Source organism: Leifsonia sp. LS1 (assembly GCF_020521355.1).
Taxonomy (GTDB): domain Bacteria; phylum Actinomycetota; class Actinomycetes; order Actinomycetales; family Microbacteriaceae; genus Leifsonia.
Map to the genome: position 1 here is coordinate 30,750 of NZ_BPER01000016.1, position 19,046 is coordinate 49,795.

General features: G+C 70.0%; 17 protein-coding genes. 14 read left to right on the top strand and 3 right to left on the bottom strand.

Annotated elements, in window-relative coordinates:
- The first annotated feature begins 80 nt into the window (after nt 1-80).
- The 11 genes from LLS1_RS19075 (at nt 81) to LLS1_RS19125 (ending at nt 11,655) form a co-directional block, all read left to right on the top strand.
- Entirely contained in the window at nt 81-1,250 is a 1,170-nt protein-coding gene (locus LLS1_RS19075) for a glycosyltransferase family 1 protein (protein ID WP_226658022.1), read from the top strand.
- Nucleotides 1,251-1,303: 53 nt separating this feature from the next.
- Complete coding sequence (locus LLS1_RS19080) at nt 1,304-2,440, top strand: magnesium and cobalt transport protein CorA (RefSeq protein WP_226658024.1); 1,137 nt, start codon at nt 1,304-1,306, stop codon at nt 2,438-2,440.
- Nucleotides 2,441-2,622: 182 nt separating this feature from the next.
- Nucleotides 2,623-3,705: a BMP family protein gene (locus LLS1_RS19085; RefSeq protein ID WP_226658026.1), complete on the top strand. Its 1,083-nt coding sequence runs from the start codon at nt 2,623-2,625 to the stop codon at nt 3,703-3,705.
- A 209-nt stretch (nt 3,706-3,914) separates the two neighbouring features.
- Nucleotides 3,915-5,435, top strand: coding sequence for an ABC transporter ATP-binding protein (locus LLS1_RS19090; RefSeq protein ID WP_226658028.1), 1,521 nt, complete (start codon nt 3,915-3,917; stop codon nt 5,433-5,435).
- A complete protein-coding gene (locus LLS1_RS19095) occupies nt 5,432-6,715 on the top strand; it encodes an ABC transporter permease (protein ID WP_226658030.1) in 1,284 nt (427 codons plus the stop codon). The genes LLS1_RS19090 and LLS1_RS19095 overlap by 4 nt, the downstream gene beginning before the upstream one ends.
- The gene (locus LLS1_RS19100; RefSeq protein WP_226658032.1) at nt 6,712-8,001 is read left to right on the top strand and encodes an ABC transporter permease; all 1,290 of its coding nucleotides are present in this window, start codon (nt 6,712-6,714) and stop codon (nt 7,999-8,001) included. Before LLS1_RS19095 ends, LLS1_RS19100 begins: the two co-directional genes overlap by 4 nt.
- On the top strand, nt 7,998-8,420 hold the full coding sequence (locus LLS1_RS19105) for a cytidine deaminase (RefSeq protein ID WP_226658034.1): 423 nt from the start codon (nt 7,998-8,000) through the stop codon (nt 8,418-8,420). The genes LLS1_RS19100 and LLS1_RS19105 overlap by 4 nt, the downstream gene beginning before the upstream one ends.
- Nucleotides 8,421-8,432: 12 nt before the next feature.
- On the top strand, nt 8,433-9,740 hold the full coding sequence (locus LLS1_RS19110) for a thymidine phosphorylase (protein ID WP_226658035.1): 1,308 nt from the start codon (nt 8,433-8,435) through the stop codon (nt 9,738-9,740).
- A gap of 44 nt (nt 9,741-9,784) precedes the next feature.
- Nucleotides 9,785-10,903, top strand: coding sequence for an adenosine deaminase (locus LLS1_RS19115; protein WP_226658037.1), 1,119 nt, complete (start codon nt 9,785-9,787; stop codon nt 10,901-10,903).
- A 24-nt stretch (nt 10,904-10,927) separates the two neighbouring features.
- Nucleotides 10,928-11,386, top strand: a complete 459-nt coding sequence (locus LLS1_RS19120; RefSeq protein ID WP_226658042.1) for a PTS sugar transporter subunit IIA — start codon at nt 10,928-10,930, stop codon at nt 11,384-11,386.
- Nucleotides 11,383-11,655 (top strand): PTS sugar transporter subunit IIB, encoded by a 273-nt coding sequence (locus LLS1_RS19125; protein ID WP_226658044.1) that lies wholly within the window; start codon nt 11,383-11,385, stop codon nt 11,653-11,655. The genes LLS1_RS19120 and LLS1_RS19125 overlap by 4 nt, the downstream gene beginning before the upstream one ends.
- Nucleotides 11,656-11,667: 12 nt before the next feature.
- Here the strand turns inward: LLS1_RS19125 and LLS1_RS19130 are convergent, their stop codons facing one another.
- On the bottom strand, nt 11,668-11,970 hold the full coding sequence (locus LLS1_RS19130) for a helix-turn-helix transcriptional regulator (protein WP_223359999.1): 303 nt from the start codon (nt 11,968-11,970) through the stop codon (nt 11,668-11,670).
- Between the two features lie 51 nt (nt 11,971-12,021).
- Here LLS1_RS19130 and LLS1_RS19135 point away from each other — a divergent pair, with 51 nt between their 5' ends.
- Nucleotides 12,022-13,215, top strand: a complete 1,194-nt coding sequence (locus tag LLS1_RS19135; protein WP_226658046.1) for an MFS transporter — start codon at nt 12,022-12,024, stop codon at nt 13,213-13,215.
- On the opposite strand, the gene LLS1_RS19140 is transcribed toward LLS1_RS19135, so the two are convergent.
- Together LLS1_RS19140 and LLS1_RS19145 are read right to left on the bottom strand one after the other, a co-directional pair.
- Nucleotides 13,205-14,911, bottom strand: coding sequence for a phospho-sugar mutase (locus LLS1_RS19140; protein WP_226658048.1), 1,707 nt, complete (start codon nt 14,909-14,911; stop codon nt 13,205-13,207). The genes LLS1_RS19135 and LLS1_RS19140 overlap by 11 nt on opposite strands.
- The gene (locus LLS1_RS19145) at nt 14,908-15,741 is read right to left on the bottom strand and encodes a purine-nucleoside phosphorylase (protein ID WP_226658050.1); all 834 of its coding nucleotides are present in this window, start codon (nt 15,739-15,741) and stop codon (nt 14,908-14,910) included. Before LLS1_RS19145 ends, LLS1_RS19140 begins: the two co-directional genes overlap by 4 nt.
- 97 nt (nt 15,742-15,838) lie before the next feature.
- On the opposite strand from LLS1_RS19145, the gene LLS1_RS19150 reads away from it, so the two are divergent.
- Nucleotides 15,839-17,275 (top strand): NAD(P)H-quinone dehydrogenase, encoded by a 1,437-nt coding sequence (locus LLS1_RS19150; RefSeq protein ID WP_223360003.1) that lies wholly within the window; start codon nt 15,839-15,841, stop codon nt 17,273-17,275.
- A 14-nt stretch (nt 17,276-17,289) separates the two neighbouring features.
- On the top strand, nt 17,290-18,954 hold the full coding sequence (locus LLS1_RS19155) for a sodium:proton antiporter (RefSeq protein ID WP_226658052.1): 1,665 nt from the start codon (nt 17,290-17,292) through the stop codon (nt 18,952-18,954).
- Nucleotides 18,955-19,046: the final 92 nt, after the last annotated feature.

Here is a 19,046-nt window from a genome sequence, read left to right on the forward strand (position 1 = left end):
AGGATACCGATCGGCGCTGGACATCCTCCGTTCACTGGTGTGCAAGGGTGGGGCCACCCTCGCCGCCTACCGTGAAGGCCATGCGGGTAGCCGTCGTCAGCGAGAGCTTCCTCCCCACGGTCAACGGGGTCACCAACAGCGTGCTCCGCGTGCTGGACCATCTCGCGGAGTGGGGACACGAGGCGATCGTCATCTGCCCGGACGCGGGGGCGCCGGCCGAGTACGCCGGGTTCCGGATCCACCAGGTCCCGTCGATCGCGTACCGGCAGTTCCCGGTCGGGCTGCCGAGCCCGCAGCTGCAGCGCATCCTCGCCCGCTTCGCGCCCGACGTGCTGCACGCGGCCTCTCCCTTCTTCTTGGGCGCGCAGGCCATCGCTGCCGCCAACCGCCTAGGCGTCCCGTCGGTCGCGATCTACCAGACGGATGTCGCCGGCTTCGCACGCCGCAACGGGCTCGGCCTGACGTCGGCGATCGCCTGGAAGTACGTGCGCTGGGTGCACGAGGGAGCGGATCTGACGCTCGCGCCGTCCGCGGCCTCCGAGTACGACCTCCGGGAGGCCGGTGTTTCGCGCATCGGACGGTGGGGCCGCGGTGTCGACCTCGAGCGCTACCACCCCAACAAGCGCCGGACGAAGGCGGCGGCCGCTCTGCGCGAGCGTCTGTCGCCCGATGGCGAGGTGGTGGTCGGCTACGTCGGCCGCATCGCGCCGGAGAAGCAGGTCGAGCGTCTGCGCGCCCTGCGCGGCGTCCCCGGCCTGTCGGTCGCCATCGTCGGCGACGGGCCGGCCCGCGAGACCGTCGAACGCGAGCTGCGCGGCGTCCCCGTCACCTGGCTCGGCCGCCTCGGCGGGGAGGAGCTCGCCGCGGCGTACGCCGCGTTCGACCTATTCGTGCACACCGGCTCGGAGGAGACCTTCGGCCAGACCGTTCAGGAGGCGCACGCCTCCGGGTTGCCCGTCGTCGCCCCGCGCGCGGGCGGCCCGGTCGACCTCGTCGAGCACGGCGTCGACGGCCTCTTGTTCCGCCCGGGGGACGAGCGGGCGCTGCGGGCGGCGGTGTCGATGATCGTGCGCGACACCGGCCTCCGGCTCCGGATGGGGGAGGCCGGCCGCCGTGCCGTCCTCGGCCGCGGGTGGGACGTGCTGTGCGGGGAGCTGATCGGGCACTACGAGCGGCTCATCCTGAACGCCTGCGCAGAGCCGGAGGGGAGCGGCGTCCAGCCTGTCGGCAGGCAGCGCGCGTACAGTTAGGTGGCCGCTCGCGGCGGCCGTCCACCCTTCCGCACGCTCCCTGGAGGTGAACGATGGCGAACATCAACCGACGCGGCATTCCGATGCCGTTCGTGTCCCGGTCGCGGAGGACCGACCCTCCCAGTGCCGTCGTCTCCGCCGAGCCCGTGGAGGCGGGCGTCCGGTCGCGCAACAGCATGGTGGACAGCGCGGTGTACCGCGACGGCGTCCGCGTCGCCTCGCCGACCACGCTCGCCGAGACCTACCACGCGCTCGACAGCACCCCCGGGGGCGTCGCCTGGATCGGTCTCTACCGGCCGAGCGAGCGCGAGCTGATGTCGCTCGCGGAGGAGTTCAACCTCCACCCCCTGGCGATCGAGGATGCGATCGTCGCCCACCAGCGGCCCAAGCTGGAGCGCTACGACACCGTCTTGTTCGTCGTGCTCAAGGCGGCGAACTACCTCGACGTTCCCGAGGAGGTCGACTTCGGTGAGCTGCACCTCTTCGTCGGCCCGAACTTCGTGATCACCGTCCGCCACAGCGAGTCGCCCGACCTCTCCACCGTGCGCCACCGCATGGAGGCCGAGCCCGACCTCCTGGCCCTCGGGCCTCAGGCGGTGCTCTACGCGATCATCGACGCCGTCGTGGACGCGTACAGCCCGGTCGTCGCGGGTCTCGCCAACGACATCGACGAGATCGAGACCCAGGTGTTCGGCGGGGACGCCCTCGTCTCCCGACGCATCTACGAGCTGTCGCGGGAGGTCATCGACTTCCAGCGCGCCACCCATCCGCTCTCCGCGGTGATGGTCGCTCTCGAACGCGGCAGCGCCAAGTACGGCGTCACCCAGGAACTCGAACGCCGCCTCCGCGACGTGGCGGACCACCTCACCCAGGTGAACGAGCGCGTCGACGGCTTCCGCTACCTGCTGCGAGACATCCTCACGGTGAACTCCACCCTCGTCTCCGAACGCCAGAACGAGGAGATGACCCGCCTCGCCCTCTCCACCCACGAGCAGGGCGAGCAGGTCAAGAAGATCTCCTCCTGGGCGGCCATCCTCTTCGCCCCGTCCCTCATCGCCGGCGTCTACGGCATGAACTTCGAACACATGCCCGAACTGAGCTGGACCCTCGGCTACCCGCTCGCCCTCCTGGCGATGCTCGGGCTGAGCACGCTGCTGTACGTGCTGTTCAAGAAGCGCGGGTGGATGTAGGGCGTCCGTTCGACGCGCGGTTGGTGACTGCTCAAATGAGCAGTCGCCAACCGCGCGCGCGTTTGTAACGCTTGCATGAAGAAGCCGGATTTTCGGACGGAGCGGTCTGTCACATTCGGTAACGTCAATGCATACCCTGGCCGGCGGGCACCCACGCCGGTCACGCATCTTGGAGGACAACCTTGACAATCACAGCTCGTAAGGCCGGCCTCGTCGGTCTTGCGGCGACCGGCGTCATCGCGCTGCTCGCCGCGTGTTCCGCTGCACCGTCCGACAGCTCGTCGACCGGCGCCGCGAAGAGCGACTTCCTGCCCTGCATGGTCTCCGACTCGGGCGGGTTCGACGACCACTCGTTCAACCAGCTCGGCTACGAGGGTCTCACCGAGGCGGCCAAGTCGCTCAGCGTGGACTACAAGAAGGCCGAGTCGAAGAGCGAGAACGACTTCGCTCCGAACATCCAGAGCATGGTCGACGCGAACTGCAACCTCGTCGTGACCGTCGGCTTCCTGCTCGCCGACGCCACCAAGAAGGCCGCCGCGTCGAACCCCGACGTCGACTTCGCCATCATCGACGACAACTCGATCCAGGCCAAGAACGTCAAGCCGATCATCTTCGACACCGCCCAGGCGGCGTTCCTCGCCGGCTACGCGGCCGCGAGCTACTCGAAGACGGGCATCGTAGGCACCTTCGGCGGCATGCAGATCCCGACCGTCACCATCTTCATGGACGGTTTCGCGGACGGCGTGAAGTACTTCAACGACCAGAAGGGCAAGTCGGTCAAGGTCGTCGGTTGGGACGTCGACGCGCAGAACGGCTCGTTCACCGGTGGCTTCGACGCCAACGAGACCGCGAAGAACACGGCGCAGGGCATCATCGACCAGAACGCCGACGTGATCATGCCGGTCGGCGGCCCGATCTACCAGTCGGCCGCGCAGGCGATCAAGGACTCCGGCAAGTCGATCGCCATGGTCGGCGTCGACGCCGACGTCTACGAGTCGGACCCGAGCGTGAAGGACCTCCTCCTCACCTCGGTCATGAAGGGCATGAAGCCCGCCACCAACGACGTCGTCAAGCAGGCGGCGGACGGCAAGTTCGACAGCACGCCGTACGTGGGCACGCTGAAGAACGACGGCGTCGGCATCGCGCCATTCCACGACTTCGCCTCGAAGGTGGACTCGGGCCTGCAGGGCGAGCTCGACAAGATCAAGGCCGGCATCATCGACGGCTCGATCAAGGTCACCTCGCCTTCGTCCCCCAAGCAGTAACGACGGACAACACTCGACGGGGAGGTCAGCACGGCTGGCCTCCCCGTCGGCCGTTGTCACGCACGTGTCGGGATGCTCATCTGAGCAGAGACTGACATATGCGCAGAAGGTAGATTGATCTGGCGCGACGAGGCCACCAGCGTCGTCGCGCGCCACCTTTCACGTGTCTCTGTGCTCACCACGGGCGAGGAGAGAAGGAACCCACCCGAATGAAGCTCGAACTCCGCGGCATCACCAAACGGTTCGGTGCCCTGGTCGCGAACGACCACATCGACCTCACGGTCGAACCCGGCGAGATCCACTGCCTGCTCGGCGAGAACGGCGCAGGCAAGTCCACCCTGATGAACGTGCTCTACGGCCTCTACCAGGCCGAGGAGGGCGAGATCCTGCTGGACGATGTGGTCCAGCACTTCGCCGGCCCGGGCGACGCCATGAAGGCCGGCATCGGCATGGTGCACCAGCACTTCATGCTCATCCCCGTCTTCACCGTCGCCGAGAACGTCATGCTCGGCCACGAGCAGACGAAGTTCGGCGGTCGCCTCGACCTCGCCGCGGCCCGCGCGAAGGTGCGCGAGATCTCGGCCCGGTTCGGCTTCGACGTCGACCCTGACGCCCTGGTGGAGGACCTCCCCGTCGGCGTCCAGCAGCGCGTCGAGATCATCAAGGCTTTGTCGCAGAACGCGAAGGTGCTCGTCTTCGACGAGCCCACCGCCGTGCTGACGCCACAGGAGACCGACGAGCTGATGGGCATCATGCGCCAGCTCAAGGAGCAGGGCACCGCGATCATCTTCATCACCCACAAGCTGCGGGAGGTGCGCGAGGTCGCCGACCGCATCACGGTCATCCGCCTCGGCAAGGTCGTCGGCGAGGCGGAGCCGACCGCGACGAACGCCGAGATGGCGTCGATGATGGTCGGCCGCGCCGTCTCCCTCACCGTCCACAAGGACCCGGCCACCCCCGGTGACGCGGCGCTCGTCGTCCGCGACCTCTCGGTGATCGACCCGATCGGCCAGCTCGTCGTCAATCGCGTGAGCTTCGAGGTCCGCGCCGGGGAGATCCTCGCGATCGCGGGGGTGCAGGGCAACGGCCAGACCGAGCTCACCGAGGCGATCCTGGGTCTGCAGCCGCGCGTGGAGGGCACGATCGTGCTCGACGGCGCCGAGATCCAGCACTACAGCCCCCGCAAGGTGCTCGACGCCGGCGTCGGGTTCGTCCCGGAGGACCGCAACGAGGACGGCCTCGTCGGCGAGTTCACCATCCAGGAGAACCTGATGCTGGACCGCTCGACGGGGGAGCCGTTCGTCAAGGCCGGCAACATCCAGTTCTCGTACCTCAAGCAGTTCGCCGAGGACAAGGTGCGCGAGTTCGACGTGCGCACCCAGTCCATCGACACCGCCGTCGGACGCCTCTCCGGCGGCAACGCGCAGAAGGTCGTCCTCGCCCGCGAGCTGAGCCGTGAGCTGCGGCTCTTCGTCGCGGCGCAGCCGACCCGTGGTCTCGACGTGGGCTCGATCGAGTTCGTCCACAAGCGCATCGTCGAGACCCGCGACTCGGGAGTCCCGGTCATCGTGGTCTCGACCGAGCTGGACGAGGTCGCGGCGCTGGCCGACCGCATCGCGGTGATGTACCGCGGCGGGATCGTTGGAATCGTGCCGGGGGACACGTCACGTGACGTCCTCGGCCTCATGATGGCCGGCGAGTCGCCGGAGCAGGCAGGAGCAGCAGCATGACGGGGACCCCCACCCCCAGCCGGCCCGTGGCGCCCGCACAGCCGGGTCAGCCCGCCGGCAAGGCGGAGAACGACGACCGCTGGAACAAGGCGATCCGCGACATCATGGGCGGGCCCGTGGTCATCTCGATCCTGGCCGTCGTGCTGGCGCTCGTCGTCGGCGCGATCCTGATCGCCGCGACGGACCCCGAGGTGCAGAAGGCCGCCGGGTACTTCTTCGCGCGCCCGGGCGACACGTTCAAGGCCATCTGGGATTCGGTTTCGAGCGCCTATGTGTCGATGTTCCAGGGCGCGATCTACAACTTCCGCCGTCCGACGTTCGCGGCGGGCATCCGCCCGCTCACCGAGACCTTGACGTTCGCCACGCCGCTCATCGTCAGCGGTCTCGGCGTCGCCCTCGCCTTCCGCGTCGGCCTGTTCAACATCGGCGGCCAGGGACAGATCCTCATCGCCGCCGCCGCGTCTGCGTGGGTGGGCTTCTCCTGGAACCTGCCGCCGGTCATCCACCTGGTGCTCGCGGTCGTCGCGGGTATCGCGGGCGGCGCGATCTGGGCCGGCATCGTCGGCGTCCTGAAGGCGAGGACCGGTGCGCACGAGGTGATCGTGACCATCATGCTCAACTACATCGCCTTCTACCTCGTCGCCTACATGCTGCGCACGCAGGGCCTCCTGCAGGCGCCCGGCTCCAACAACCCGAAGGCCCCGCCGATCCACGCCAACGCGGTGTTCCCGCCGCTGTTCGGGGAGCAGTACAACCTGACCTGGGCCTTCGTCGTCGTCATCGCCGCGACGGTCTTCGTCTGGTGGCTGATCAACCGCTCGAGCCTCGGCTTCCGTTTCCGCGCAGTGGGCGAGAACCCGAACGCGGCGCGCGTCGCCGGCATCAACGTCAAGAACGTCTACGTCTACGCGATGCTCATCGCCGGTGGACTTATCGGCATCGCCGGCGCCAGCCAGGCTCTCGGCGTCTTCCCGCAGGGCATCAGCTCGGGCGTCGACGCGGGCATCGGCTTCGACGCGATCACCGTCGCGCTGCTCGGCCGGTCGCGTCCGTGGGGCGTCTTCGTCGCGGGCCTCCTCTTCGGCGCGCTCAAGGCCGGCGGGTTCACCATCCAGGCCGCCAACGACATCCCGATCGACATCGTCCTCGTGATGCAGTCCCTCATCGTCCTCTTCGTCGCGGCACCGCCGCTGGTGCGCGCGATCTTCCGCCTCCCGACGCCGGGCAGCACGCCCCGGAGACAGCGTCCGATCGTCACGAAGGAGGTGGCGGCCAAGTGAGCACCACGGCCCCCGTCGTCCCCGACTCCTCGCCCATCGTGCTGGAGAAGGCCGAGATCCGCTCCTGGAAGGCGCCCATCGCCTTCGCGGTGTTCGTGGTCATCAGCCTGGTCCTGTTCCTCGGCTTCTCCCGCCATGGCACGAGCACCTTCCGGTTCTCCGAGTCGTCCGACGCGATCAAGCTGCCGAATCTGGTGGTCGACACCTTCTCGACCACCATCGTCGTGATCGTGCTGCTGGCGATCGTCACCGCGTACAGCGCGTGGCTCTCCAGGAACGCGCGCAAGACGCCGATCTGGTTGGTCGTCGTGTTCGCGCTCGTGTTCATGTTCGGCTTCCTCGCCTGGGCCGGGTCGGGCGAACTACCCGTGCCCGTGACCGGCCTGCTGCTGGGCACGATCAGCCTCTCCGTCCCTCTCGTCTTCGGCGCCCTCGGCGGCGTGATCTCCGAGCGCGGCGGCGTCGTCAACGTCGCCATCGAGGGCCAGCTGCTCGCCGGCGCCTTCGTCTCGGCCATGACCGCGACGCTCACCGGCAGCTGGGTGGTCGGCCTGCTCGCCGCGATGGTCGCAGGCGTCCTCGTGTCCTTCGTGCTCGCCGCGTTCGCGATCAAGTACCTGGTCGATCAGGTGATCGTCGGCGTCGTGCTCAATGTGCTGGTCACCGGCCTGACGAGCTTCCTCTACTCCCAGGTGCTCGCGGCGGATCCGACGGTGCTCAACCACCCGCCCCGTCTGCCGGACTGGCCGATTCCGATCCTGAGCGACATCCCCATCATCGGCAACGTGCTCTTCAACCAGACGATCATCGAGTACCTGATGTACATCGCGATCTTCGTGGTCTGGTTCGGGCTGTTCAAGACCCGCTGGGGACTGCGCCTCCGCTCGGTCGGCGAGCACCCGGAGGCCGCGGACACCGTGGGCATCAAGGTCAACAGCACCCGCTTCTGGAACGTCTCCCTGGCGGGCGCCATCGCAGGCCTCGGCGGCGCGTACTTCACGCTCGGCTCGGTCGGCGCGTTCTCCAAGGAGATGACGGCGGGTCAGGGCTTCATCGCCCTCGCCGCCGTGATCTTCGGACGCTGGGATCCGATCCGGGCCACCCTCGCCGCACTGCTGTTCGGCTTCGCCTCGAACCTGCAGAACGTGCTCGGCATCATCGGCTCCCCGGTTCCGAGCGAGTTCATGCTCATGCTCCCGTACGTCGTCACGATCTTCGCCGTCGCCGGCCTGGTGGGGATGTCGCGCGCGCCGGCCGCCGACGGCAAGCCCTACATCAAGTCATGACCGACGTCACGACGCCCGGGATCGACTGGGCCGCCCTCCGCACGGCGGCGAACGCGGCCAAGGAGCACGCGTACGTCCCGTACTCGAAGTTCCCGGTCGGCGCCGCCGCCCTGGTGGACGACGGCCGCATCGTCAGCGGCTGCAACGTGGAGAACGCCAGCTACGGCGTCACACTGTGCGCCGAGTGCGGGCTCGTGTCGTCGCTGGCGATGACCGGCGGCGGCAAGCTCGTCGCCTTCACCTGCGTGAACGGCGACGGCGACACCCTCATGCCGTGCGGCCGCTGCCGCCAGCTGCTCTACGAGCACTCGGCCGAGGGGATGCTGCTGGAGACCGTGTCGGGCATCCGCACCATCGACGAGGTGCTGCCCGACGCGTTCGGCCCGCGCCAGCTCGACGAATACCGCAACAACGACTAGGACAGACACCCCGTGACCCAAACCGCAGGAACGGTCGAGGCGTTCGACGCCGTCGACCTGATCAGGACCAAGCGCGACAGCGGAGAGCTCAGCACTGCCGAGATCGACTGGCTGGTGGACGCGTACACGCGCGGCTACGTCGGCGACGAGCAGATGTCGGCGATGACGATGGCCATCTTCCTCAACGGGATGACGCGCCGCGAGATCAAGGACCTCACCCTCGCCATGATCGCCTCGGGCGAGCGGATGGACTTCTCGGGCCTCGGCAAGCCGACGACCGACAAGCACTCCACCGGCGGCGTCGGCGACAAGATCACGCTGCCGCTGATGCCGCTCGTGGCGACGTTCGGCGTGGCCGTCCCCCAGCTCTCGGGTCGCGGTCTCGGTCACACGGGCGGCACGCTCGACAAGCTGGAGAGCATCCCCGGGTGGCGCGCCAACCTCAGCAACGAGGAGATGTTCGCCCAGCTGCGCGACCAGGGAGGCGTGATCTGCGCCGCCGGTTCCGGCCTGGCTCCCGCGGACGGCAAGCTCTACGCGCTGCGCGACATCACCGGGACGGTGGAGGCCATCCCGCTGATCGCCTCCTCGATCATGTCCAAGAAGATCGCGGAGGGCACCGGCGCGCTGGTGCTCGACGTGAAGTTCGGCTCCGGCGCGTTCCTCAAAGACATCGAGAAGTCGCGCGAGCTGGCCCGCACGATGGTCGAGCTCGGGAAGGATGCGGGCGTCGCGACCTCCGCGCTCCTCACGGACATGAACGTGCCGCTCGGCCTCGCCATCGGCAACGCCAACGAGGTCCGCGAGTCCGTCGAGGTGCTCGCCGGAGGCGGCCCAGCCGACATCGTCGAGTTGACGGTCGCCCTCGCGCGCGAGATGCTCGCGCTGGCGGGCCGTCCGGACGAGGACGTGGAGGCAGCCTTGAAGGACGGCCGTGCGATGGACAAGTGGCGCGAGGTCATCCGCGCCCAGGGCGGCGACCCCGACGCCTCGCTGCCGGTCGCGAAGGAGACGCACACGGTGGTGGCGGAGTCCGACGGCATCCTCGTCGAGCAGGAGGCCCTGCCCTTCGGCATCGCCGCCTGGCGGCTCGGCGCCGGCCGGGCCCGCAAGCAGGACCCGGTGCAGCACGCCGCGGGCATCGACCTGCACGCCAAGCCGGGGGACACCGTCCGTGCCGGCGACCCGCTCTTCACGCTGTCCGCCGACGAGCCGGCCCGGTTCGAGCGTGCCCTGGAGGCCGTCGAGGGGGCGTACCGCATCGCCCCGATCGGAACGCCGTTCACCCGCGGTCCGCTGATCGCCGACCGCATCTCCTGAGCGGCCCCTCCTCCGCACCCGTTGCGACCGATAGATTGAAGGACATGAGCGAACAGAACGCCGGGTACACGCTGGCCGACGGCACCGACATCCGCGCCCTGCCGAAGGTGTCGCTGCACGACCACCTCGACGGCGGCCTGCGCCCCGCCACGGTGATCGAGCTGGGCGACGCGATCGGCCTGGAGCTGCCGACCACCGATCCCGTCGAGCTCGCGCGCTGGTTCGGCGAGAAGTCGAACTCCGGTTCGCTCGTCGAGTACCTCAAGACCTTCGACCTGACGACCGCGGTCATGCAGACCCGCGAGGGCCTGGTGCGCGTCGCACGCGAGTTCGTCCAGGATCTCGGCGCCGACGGCGTCGTCTACGGCGAGATCCGCTGGGCGCCGGAACAGCACCTGACCCGCGGGCTCAGCCTGGACGAGACCGTCGAGGCCGTCCAGGAGGGCATCGAGGCCGGTATCCAGGATGTGCGCGACAGCGGCAAGCGCATCCGCGTCGGGCAGCTCGTCTCGGCGATGCGTCACCTCGATCGCGGTCTGGAGATCGCCGAGCTGGCCGTCCGTCACCGCGACAACGGGGTGGTCGGCTTCGACATCGCCGGCCCGGAGGCGGGTTTCCCGCCCGCGAACCACCGTGCGGCGTTCGACTACCTGGCCGAGCAGTTCTTCCCCGCCACCGTCCACGCGGGAGAGGCCGACGGCCTCGACAGCATCCGCAGCGCCCTCCTCGACGGCCGCGCGCTGCGCCTCGGCCACGGCGTGCGCCTCGCGGAGGACATCGCGATCGAGCGTCAGGACGACGAGAACACCTACGTCACGCTCGGCACTCTGTCGCAGTGGGTCAAGGACCGCGAGATCGCGCTCGAGACCAGCCCCACCTCCAACCTCCAGACGGGCGCCATCGCCGCCTGGGGCAAGGACCTCCTCGACCACCCGTTCGACCTGCTGTACCAGCTGGGCTTCCGGGTGACCGTGAACACCGACAACCGCCTGATGAGCGGGACCACGCTGACCCGCGAGCTGAGCATCCTCGCCGACGCCTTCGCCTACGACCGCACCGACCTGGAGATCTTCCAGCTCAATGCGGCCGCGGGCGCGTTCCTCCCGCTGGAGGAACGTGAGGAGCTGGCCGACATCATCACAGCGGGTTTCGAGGGTTCCTGAGCCGGCGGCGGCTACGCTGAGATCATGCCGCTGCCACCGTTGCCCGAGTCCGCCGTCACCGTCGGGGCTCACGCCTCCGACTGGCGTGAGGCGGTGCGGCTCGCGGGAGCGGCGCTGACGCGGTCGGGAGCGACCGAACAGGGCTATGCCGACCGGATGATCCAGGTGATCGAGGAGTTCGGCGCGTACATCGTGATCGCGCCCGGTCTGGCTCTCGCGCACGCGCGCCCCGGCCCCGACGTGAACTTCGACGGGCTCTCGGTCGTGACGCTCGACGAGCCCGTCGTGTTCGGTCACCCGCACAACGACCCGGTCTCCGTCGTGCTCGGCCTCGCCGTGTCGACACCGGAGGCGCACGTGACGAGCGTCGCCGAGCTCGCGAACGTGTTCAACGACCCCGAGGCCATCCCGGCCCTCGCGGTGGCCCGCGACGTCGACGATGTGCGGCGCGTCATCGCCCGGTCGGAGGAGGGCGCCCGATGAAGATCGTCGCCATCTGCGGCGTCGGGCTCGGCACGTCCGGCATCCTCAAGGTGAACGCGGAGCGGGTGCTCGAGCGCCTGGGCATCGACGCCGACGTGACGGCCACGGACGTCGGCAGCCTGTCCACTGCCGCCGCCGATGCGCAGGTCATCTTGTCGTCGCCGGAGCTCGTGGAACGGATCGGCACGACCAACGCCGATGTCATCGTCATCGAGAACTATTTCGACCTCGACGAGCTGGAGCGCAAGCTCGACGAAGCCCTCGGCTGACCGCCGGCGTCGCTAGTCGCTCAGCAGGGCGGCGATCAGCCCCGGGAAGCGGGCGTCGAGCTCGGCGCGGCGCAGCTGGATGTCATGAGTGCGGCCGTTGACGATCGTGTTCGTGAGACCTGCCTCGCGCAGGGTCTTGAAGTGGTGCGCCATGGTGGATTTCTGCACGTCGCAGCCCCACTCGGTCAGGGCTTTGGGGTGCGGTTCGCCGTCGGCGAGGACGCGCACCATCTGCAGGCGGACCGGGTCGGCGACGGCACGGAGGAGGTCCACCAGCTCGACCTCGTCCATCGGCGGCGAGGGGTATTCGGTCATGCGGCGTCCAATTGTTTGACAATCATCGAACAATCGCCGTACGCTAACCGTATGACGATCATCGAACAATCATACCGCAGGACCACGCCGGCGCTCGTGGTCCTCGCGCTCGGCCTCTTCGTCGTCGGGACGAACGCCTTCGTCATCGCGGGCCTCCTGCCCCAGATCGCGACGACGCTGGGAACGAGCCCGGCGGCGGTCAGCGTGTCGATCACCACCTACTCGCTCGTCGTCGCGGTCGCCGCTCCGGCGGTCTCGATCCTCCTCCCGCGGGTGCCGCGGTCGGCCCTCATGGGCGTCGGTCTCGGTGTCTTCGCCATCGGCACGGCCGTCGCGGCCGTCGCGCCCGACCTCGGCTGGTTCATCGCCGGACGCACGTTCTCCGGCATCGGCGGCGCAGCCCTCGTCCCGACAGCCACGGCGGCCGCCGCCTCCCTGTCCGCGCCCGAGAAGCGAGGTCGCGCCCTCGCGCTCGTCGGCGCCGGGTTCACCCTCGCAACCGCCGTCGGCTCGCCGCTCGGGACGGCGCTCGGCGGCGTCGCCGGCTGGCGGTTCGCGCTCTGGTGCGTGGTGGGCCTCGGCGTCGTCCTCGCGGCGGCGATCCCGCTGCTCGTCCGCCGGGTGCCACTCGCCCCTCCGGCGACGCTGCGACGCCGCCTCGCCACCCTCGCCGATCTGCGGGTGCTCGCACTGCTCGCGACGACCGTGTTCATGATCGCGGGCTTCAACATCGTCTACATCTTCTCGGCGGCCGTCACCCATGCCTCCACCGGCGGGTCCGGTCCCCTGCTGGCGGCGCTGCTGCTCGCCTACGGGGCAGCGGGCGTGATCGGCAACAGCGTCGCCGGTCCGCTCACCGACCGCTTCGGGAGCCGCACGGTCGCGGCCGTCGCGCTGCTCGGGCAGGTCGTCGCGCTCATCGTGCTGCCGTTCGTCGAGGCATCGTTCGCGGCTTCGCTGGTGGTCTTCGCGCTCTGGGGTGTGACGGCGTTCGCCATCGCGATCCCCGTCCAGCACCGGCTCGTGCACGTGGATCCCGAGTCCTCCGCCCTCGCGCTCTCCTGGTACTCGACGGCGATGTACGTCGGAATCGCGATCGCCCCGCCCATCGGGTCTGTCGCGCTGGGTGCGGGCGGTGCGGAGGCCGTCCCGGTCGCGGGAGCGGCGGTGACCGTGGCGGCGCTGGCGGCGTTCCTGCTCAGCTACGCGGCCCGCGCCGCCACCCGGCCGGTCCCTATGCCGTGAGTGCCCGCATCGCCTCGCCGAGCGCGGCGACGCGCGCGGTGGCGGTGGCACGTCGCTCGGCGAGCGTGCCCTCGTCGCTCGAGGCGTCGATGTAGATCTTCAGCTTGGGCTCGGTGCCGCTCGGGCGCACCATGACGCGTGAGCCGTCCTCGAGCAGGATACGCAGAACGTCGCTCGGGGGGAGGCCTCCGAAGCCGTCGCGGAGGTCGTCGATGCGGTCGACCTTGACGTCGCCGAGAGTGCTCGGCGGGGTCGCGCGCAGGGCTGCCATGATCGCGTCGATCCGCGAGAGGTCCGTCACCCGCAGGGAGATCTGGTCGCTGGCGAAGTAGCCGAACCGCTCGGCGAACGCATCCAGTCGATCCGCGATGGTCAGGCCCTCCGCGGCGAGCGTCGAGGCCAGGTCGAGCAAGGCCGTCGCGGCGGAGATGCCGTCCTTGTCGCGCACCGTCCCGGGATTGACGAGGTAGCCGAGGGCCTCCTCGAAACCGAAGATCAGACCGGGTGCGCGGGAGACCCACTTGAATCCGGTGAGGGTGTCGGCGAAGTCGAGGTGGTATGCCTCCGCCACCGCCGCCAGCGCGGGCGAGGAGACGATCGAGCAGGCGAGCACGCCGTCGGCCGCTCCGTCGCCGGCGGCGGCCTCGGCCAGCTCGGCGGCGCGCCAGCCCAGGAGGGCTCCCACCTCGTTGCCACTCAGCCGGCGATAGCCGTCCGCGGACGACGGGTCCGGGATGGCGACGGCCAAGCGGTCGGCGTCGGGGTCGTTCGCGATCACCAGGTCGACACCGGTGGCCCGCGCGGTCTCGAACGCGAGATCCATCGCTCCCGGCTCCTCGGGGTTCGGGAACGACACCGTCGGGAAGGCCGGGTCGGGGTCGATCTGCGCGGCGACCACCTGAGGCTCGGCGAAGCCGGCGGCGGCGAACACCTCGCGCGCCGTGCGCCAGCCGACACCGTGCATCGCCGTGTACGCGAACGACACCGCGTCGCGAGGGGCACCGGTCGCCGCGACGCGCGCGGTCGCGTCGATGTAGGCCCGCTCCACGTCGTCGGATGCGATCTCGTACTGCTCGGAGCGGGGGAGGTCGCTGACGCTCCCCGAGGCGACCTCGATGATGTGGGCCGCGATCTCCGCGTCCGTCGGCGACACGATCTGCGAGCCGTGGTCCTCGCCGCCCAGATAGACCTTGTACCCGTTGTCATTCGGCGGGTTGTGGCTCGCGGTGACCATGACACCGGCACTCGCGTCGAGGTGGCGGACCGCGAACGCGAGGACGGGGGTCGGCAGCAGGCGGGGGAGGAGCACGGCGCGCACGCCGGCGCCGGCCATCAGCTCCGCCGTGTCCCGCGCGAAGACGTCGGAGTTCTTCCGGCCGTCGTAGCCGATCACGACCGACGGCGTGACGCCGCCGGCGTGTTCGAGCAGCCAGCGCGCGAATCCGGCGGCGGCCTGCGAGACCAGCACGCGGTTCATCCGGTTGGGGCCGGCCGCGATCTCCCCGCGCAGCCCGGCGGTGCCGAAGGCGAGGCGGGTGTCGAAGCGCGAGTGGAGGTCGGCGAGGGCATCCGCGGAGCCGTCGGCCGCAGCGGCGACCAGCGTCTCCAGCTCGGCGCGGGTCTCCGGGTCGGGGTCCTGGTCCTGCCAGGCGCGAGCGGCGGCCAGCAGGTCGGCGGTGGCGAGCGCGGGGCTCACAGGGCCGCCACGATCCGGGCGAGCAGCGCGCTGATCACCGGCTCGGCCGCCTGGCCCGCCTCGATGACCTCGGCGTGGCTCAGCGGGGTCTTCTGGATGCCCGCCGCCAGGTTGGTGATCAGGGACATGCCCAGGATCTCCATGCCGGCCTGGCGGGCGGCGATCGCCTCGAGGGCGGTCGACATGCCGACGATGTGGCCGCCGATGGCCTTCGCCATCTGCACCTCCGCCGGGGTCTCATAGTGCGGGCCGCGGAACTGCGTGTAGACGCCCTCGTCCAGCGACGGTTCGATCGTCTTCGCGAGCGCCCGCAGGCGGCCCGAGTAGAGGTCGGTCAGGTCGATGAAGGTGGCGCCCTCGAGCGGGGAGTCCGCCGTCAGGTTGATGTGGTCGCTGATCAGCACCGGGGTGCCGGGCTTCCAGTGCTCCTTGATACCGCCGGCGCCGTTGGTGAGGATCATGGTCGTCGCACCGGCCGCGGCCGCCGTGCGCACGCTGTGCACGACCCGGCGCACGCCGTGGCCTTCGTAGTAGTGCGTGCGCGCGCCGATCACGAGCGCGCGCTTGCCGCTCGGCAGCAGTACCGAGCGCAGGGTGCCGACGTGGCCCTCCAGCGCCGGCTTGCCGAAGCCCAGGATCTCGGTGGCCGGGATGGTCGCGGTGGTCTCGCCGATGAGGTCCGCCGCCTTGCCCCATCCGCTGCCCAGGGTGAGGGCGATGTCGTGCTTCTCGACGCCGGTCTTCTCGGCCAGCTGCTCCGCCGCCTGGCGGGCCACCTCGAACGGGTCGGCCTGCGGGTCGTCGAGCGGGTTCGTGTTCGTTTCGAGCATGAGCCAACTCTACTGAGCGCTCCCGGCGCGTCCAGGCGGCGCGGGATGCGCATCGGAGCGTGCGCGCCGGCGCGCACGCATGCGGAAGAATGGGGGCATGGCCTTTGAATTCGAGCGCAAGCAGCGCATCGCCGTGCTGGGCGGCGGACCGGGCGGCTACGAGGCGGCGATCGCGGGCGCGCAGCTGGGCGCCGACGTGACCCTGGTCGAGCGTTCCGGAGTCGGCGGTTCGGCCGTCATCACCGATGTCGTCCCGTCGAAGAGCCTCATCGCGACCGCCGAGGCCACCAACTCCATCGCCGAGGCGGCCGACCTCGGCGTGCAGTTCTTCACCCGCGGGAGCCACGGGAAGCCGGTGCGCCCCGAGCTCGCCGTCAACCTCGCCGCCGTCAACAAGCGGCTCATGGGCCTCGCGCGCCAGCAGTCCGAGGACATGCGCGCCGAGCTGGTGCGCTCGGGTGTGCGCATCGTGAACGGCGAGGGGCGCCTCGACGGCGACGACGCCGTGATCGTGTCGACGTCGCGCGGCGACCGCGGCACCGACTTCGACCGGGTGGAGGCCGACACGATCGTCATCGCCGTCGGCGCCAGCCCGCGCGTCCTCCCTACCGCCGTCCCGGACGGCGAGCGCATCCTGACCTGGACACAGCTCTACGATCTGGGGGCCGTGCCCGAGCACCTCATCGTGGTCGGCTCCGGCGTCACGGGCGCCGAGTTCGCCTCCGCCTACACGGCGCTCGGCTCCAAGGTGACCCTGATCTCCTCCCGCGACCAGGTGCTCCCGGGCGAGGACGCCGACGCCGCCCGCGTGATCGAGAACGTCTTCAAGCGCAACGGCATGCAGGTGCTCTCGAAGTCCCGTGCCGAGTCGGTCGTGCGCACCGAGAACGGCGTCGTCGCGACACTCGCCGACGGCCGCACCGTCGAGGGCAGCCACTGCCTCATGGCGGTCGGATCCATCCCGAACACCGCGGGCATCGGGCTCGAGGAGGCCGGGGTGCAGCTCACACCGTCCGGCCACATCCGCGTCAACCGCGTCGCCCGCACCTCCATCCCGAACATCTACGCCGCGGGCGACTGCTCGGACCTGCTGCCGCTCGCCTCCGTCGCCTCCATGCAGGGGCGCACCGCCGTGTTCCACGCGATGGGGGACGCGGTCAACCCGATCGAGCTGCGCAACGTGACGTCCAACATCTTCACGCAGCCCGAGATCGCGACGGTCGGCTGGAACCAGAAGCAGATCGAGGACGGCATCGCCCAGGGTGACATCTACAAGCTGCCGCTCAAGTCGAACCCGCGCGCGAAGATGCTCGGGCTGCGCGACGGCTTCGTCAAGCTCTTCGCCCGCACCGGGTCCGGCACCGTCATCGGCGGCGTCATCGTCGCCCCGCGGGCATCCGAACTCATCTTCCCGCTCGCGCTCGCCGTGGAGCACCGTCTCACGGTCGACCAGGTCGCCCGCGCGTTCACCGTCTACCCGTCGCTCTCCGGATCGATCTCCGACGCCGCACGCGCCATGCATATCGTCCTCTGAGGTAGGGTCCCGGCATGGAGATGGGAGTCCTCATCGGTGTGCTCGCCGTGCTGGCGATCGCCGCGGCAGCCACGATCGGCCCCCGGTTCGGCGTCGCCTCGCCGCTGATCCTGGTCGCCGTCGGCATCCTGGTGAGCCTCCTGCCGTTCGTCCCCGCCCTGCACATCGAGCCGGAGTGGATCCTGGCGGGCATCCTCCCGCCGTTGCTCTATTCGGCGTCCGTGTCGATGCCGTCGATGAACTTCCGGCGCGAGTTCGCCGCCATCGGCGGGCTCTCCGTCCTGCTCGTCGTGGTCAGCTCCGTCGTCCTCGGGCTGTTCTTCTCGTGGGCCATCCCCGGTCTGGACCTCGCCTGGGGCATCGCGCTCGGCGCGATCGTGAGCCCCACGGACGCCGTGGCCACCTCCATCGTGAAGCGCAGCGGCGTCTCGCCCCGCGTCGTCGCGATCCTGGAGGGCGAGAGCCTGCTCAACGACGCCACCGCCCTGGTGCTGCTGCGCGCCGCGATCGCCGCCGCCGCGGCCTCCTTCGCGGTCGGCACGGTGATCTGGACCTTCACCTACTCCGTCGTGGTCGCCGTCGCGCTCGGCTGGGCGGTCGGCCGCCTCAACCTCATCGTGCGCGCACGGGTGAAGGACGCCACCGTCAACACGGTGCTCTCGTTCACCGTGCCCTTCGTCGCCTCCCTCCCGGCGGAAGCGCTCGGCGCCTCCGGACTGGTCGCCGCCGTCGTCGCCGGCCTGGTCACGGGGAGCCGCGCGCCGCGCGTCCTCTCCCCGCAGCATCGGCTCTCCGACGCGCAGAACTGGAAGACGGTCGAGCTGGTGCTCGAAGGCCTCGTCTTCCTGACGATGGGTCTGCAGCTGTTCGGCATCCTGCAAGAGGTCGAGGAGGTGCACGAGGGCGTCGGGCCGGCGGCCCTCGTCGCCGCAGGGGCCCTGGTCCTGACCATCGTGGTCCGTGCCGGCTATGTCGCGCCGCTGCTGCGTTCGCTGGGCAGGCGGCACCGGCGCACCGCGGCGATGAAGCCGCGCCTCGAGACGATGCAGAAGCGGATCGCGGACGCCGACAACGATCCCACCGCTCTGGTGCGGCAAGGCGGCCCCGGCAAGGGTCGCGTGCCGTCGCAGCGCGACGTGGGCCGCTTCACGACGCGCATCCGCCGGACGCTGGCGGACATCGACTACTTCACAGGTGCCCCGCTCGGCTGGCGCGAGGGCGCGGTCGTCGTGTGGGCCGGGATGCGCGGCGCGGTCACGGTCGCGGCGGCGCAGACCCTGCCGACTGACACGCCGGGCCGCCCGGTGCTCGTGCTCATCGCGTTCCTCGTCGCCGCCGGTTCGCTGCTCATCCAGGGTGGGACGATCAGCTGGGTGCTGACGTGGCTCAAGCCCGCGCAGGTCGATCCGGAGACGGAGAACGCCGAGCGCAAGCGTGTGGCGTCGATGCTCCACGAGGCCGCCCGCCACATCCCGCTGCCCGAGTCCCGCGAGCGCACCCCCGAGAACATGGAAGTGATGAAGAAGTTCGCTCTCGACCGCCTCCACGCCCAGCGCGCCGCCCTCCTCGACGCGCGCGACGACGGCACCTTCGACGCTGACGTGCTCGACCGCGCGCTCACCAACCTCGACGCCGACGAGATCAGCATCTCTCTCAAGGGCTCGCCCCCCGAGAACTGACCCTGCTGCCACGCGCCCCTCCGCCCAGCCCCACCCCACCCCACCCGACCCCACCCCACCCCACCCCACCCGACTAAATCCGGAGATGAGCC

What these genes read in the sequence shown, in the direction of transcription:
- LLS1_RS19145 (WP_226658050.1), bottom strand. Translation starts at nt 15,741, where the DNA reads ATGCTCGAAACGAACACGAACCCGCTCGACGACCCGCAGGCCGACCCG.
- LLS1_RS19120 (WP_226658042.1), top strand. Translation starts at nt 10,928, where the DNA reads ATGCCGCTGCCACCGTTGCCCGAGTCCGCCGTCACCGTCGGGGCTCAC.
- LLS1_RS19095 (WP_226658030.1), top strand. Translation starts at nt 5,432, where the DNA reads ATGACGGGGACCCCCACCCCCAGCCGGCCCGTGGCGCCCGCACAGCCG.
- LLS1_RS19080 (WP_226658024.1), top strand. Translation starts at nt 1,304, where the DNA reads ATGGCGAACATCAACCGACGCGGCATTCCGATGCCGTTCGTGTCCCGG.
- LLS1_RS19090 (WP_226658028.1), top strand. Translation starts at nt 3,915, where the DNA reads ATGAAGCTCGAACTCCGCGGCATCACCAAACGGTTCGGTGCCCTGGTC.
- LLS1_RS19130 (WP_223359999.1), bottom strand. Translation starts at nt 11,970, where the DNA reads ATGACCGAATACCCCTCGCCGCCGATGGACGAGGTCGAGCTGGTGGAC.
- LLS1_RS19075 (WP_226658022.1), top strand. Translation starts at nt 81, where the DNA reads ATGCGGGTAGCCGTCGTCAGCGAGAGCTTCCTCCCCACGGTCAACGGG.
- LLS1_RS19115 (WP_226658037.1), top strand. Translation starts at nt 9,785, where the DNA reads ATGAGCGAACAGAACGCCGGGTACACGCTGGCCGACGGCACCGACATC.
- LLS1_RS19150 (WP_223360003.1), top strand. Translation starts at nt 15,839, where the DNA reads ATGGCCTTTGAATTCGAGCGCAAGCAGCGCATCGCCGTGCTGGGCGGC.
- LLS1_RS19105 (WP_226658034.1), top strand. Translation starts at nt 7,998, where the DNA reads ATGACCGACGTCACGACGCCCGGGATCGACTGGGCCGCCCTCCGCACG.
- LLS1_RS19125 (WP_226658044.1), top strand. Translation starts at nt 11,383, where the DNA reads ATGAAGATCGTCGCCATCTGCGGCGTCGGGCTCGGCACGTCCGGCATC.
- LLS1_RS19155 (WP_226658052.1), top strand. Translation starts at nt 17,290, where the DNA reads ATGGAGATGGGAGTCCTCATCGGTGTGCTCGCCGTGCTGGCGATCGCC.
- LLS1_RS19135 (WP_226658046.1), top strand. Translation starts at nt 12,022, where the DNA reads ATGACGATCATCGAACAATCATACCGCAGGACCACGCCGGCGCTCGTG.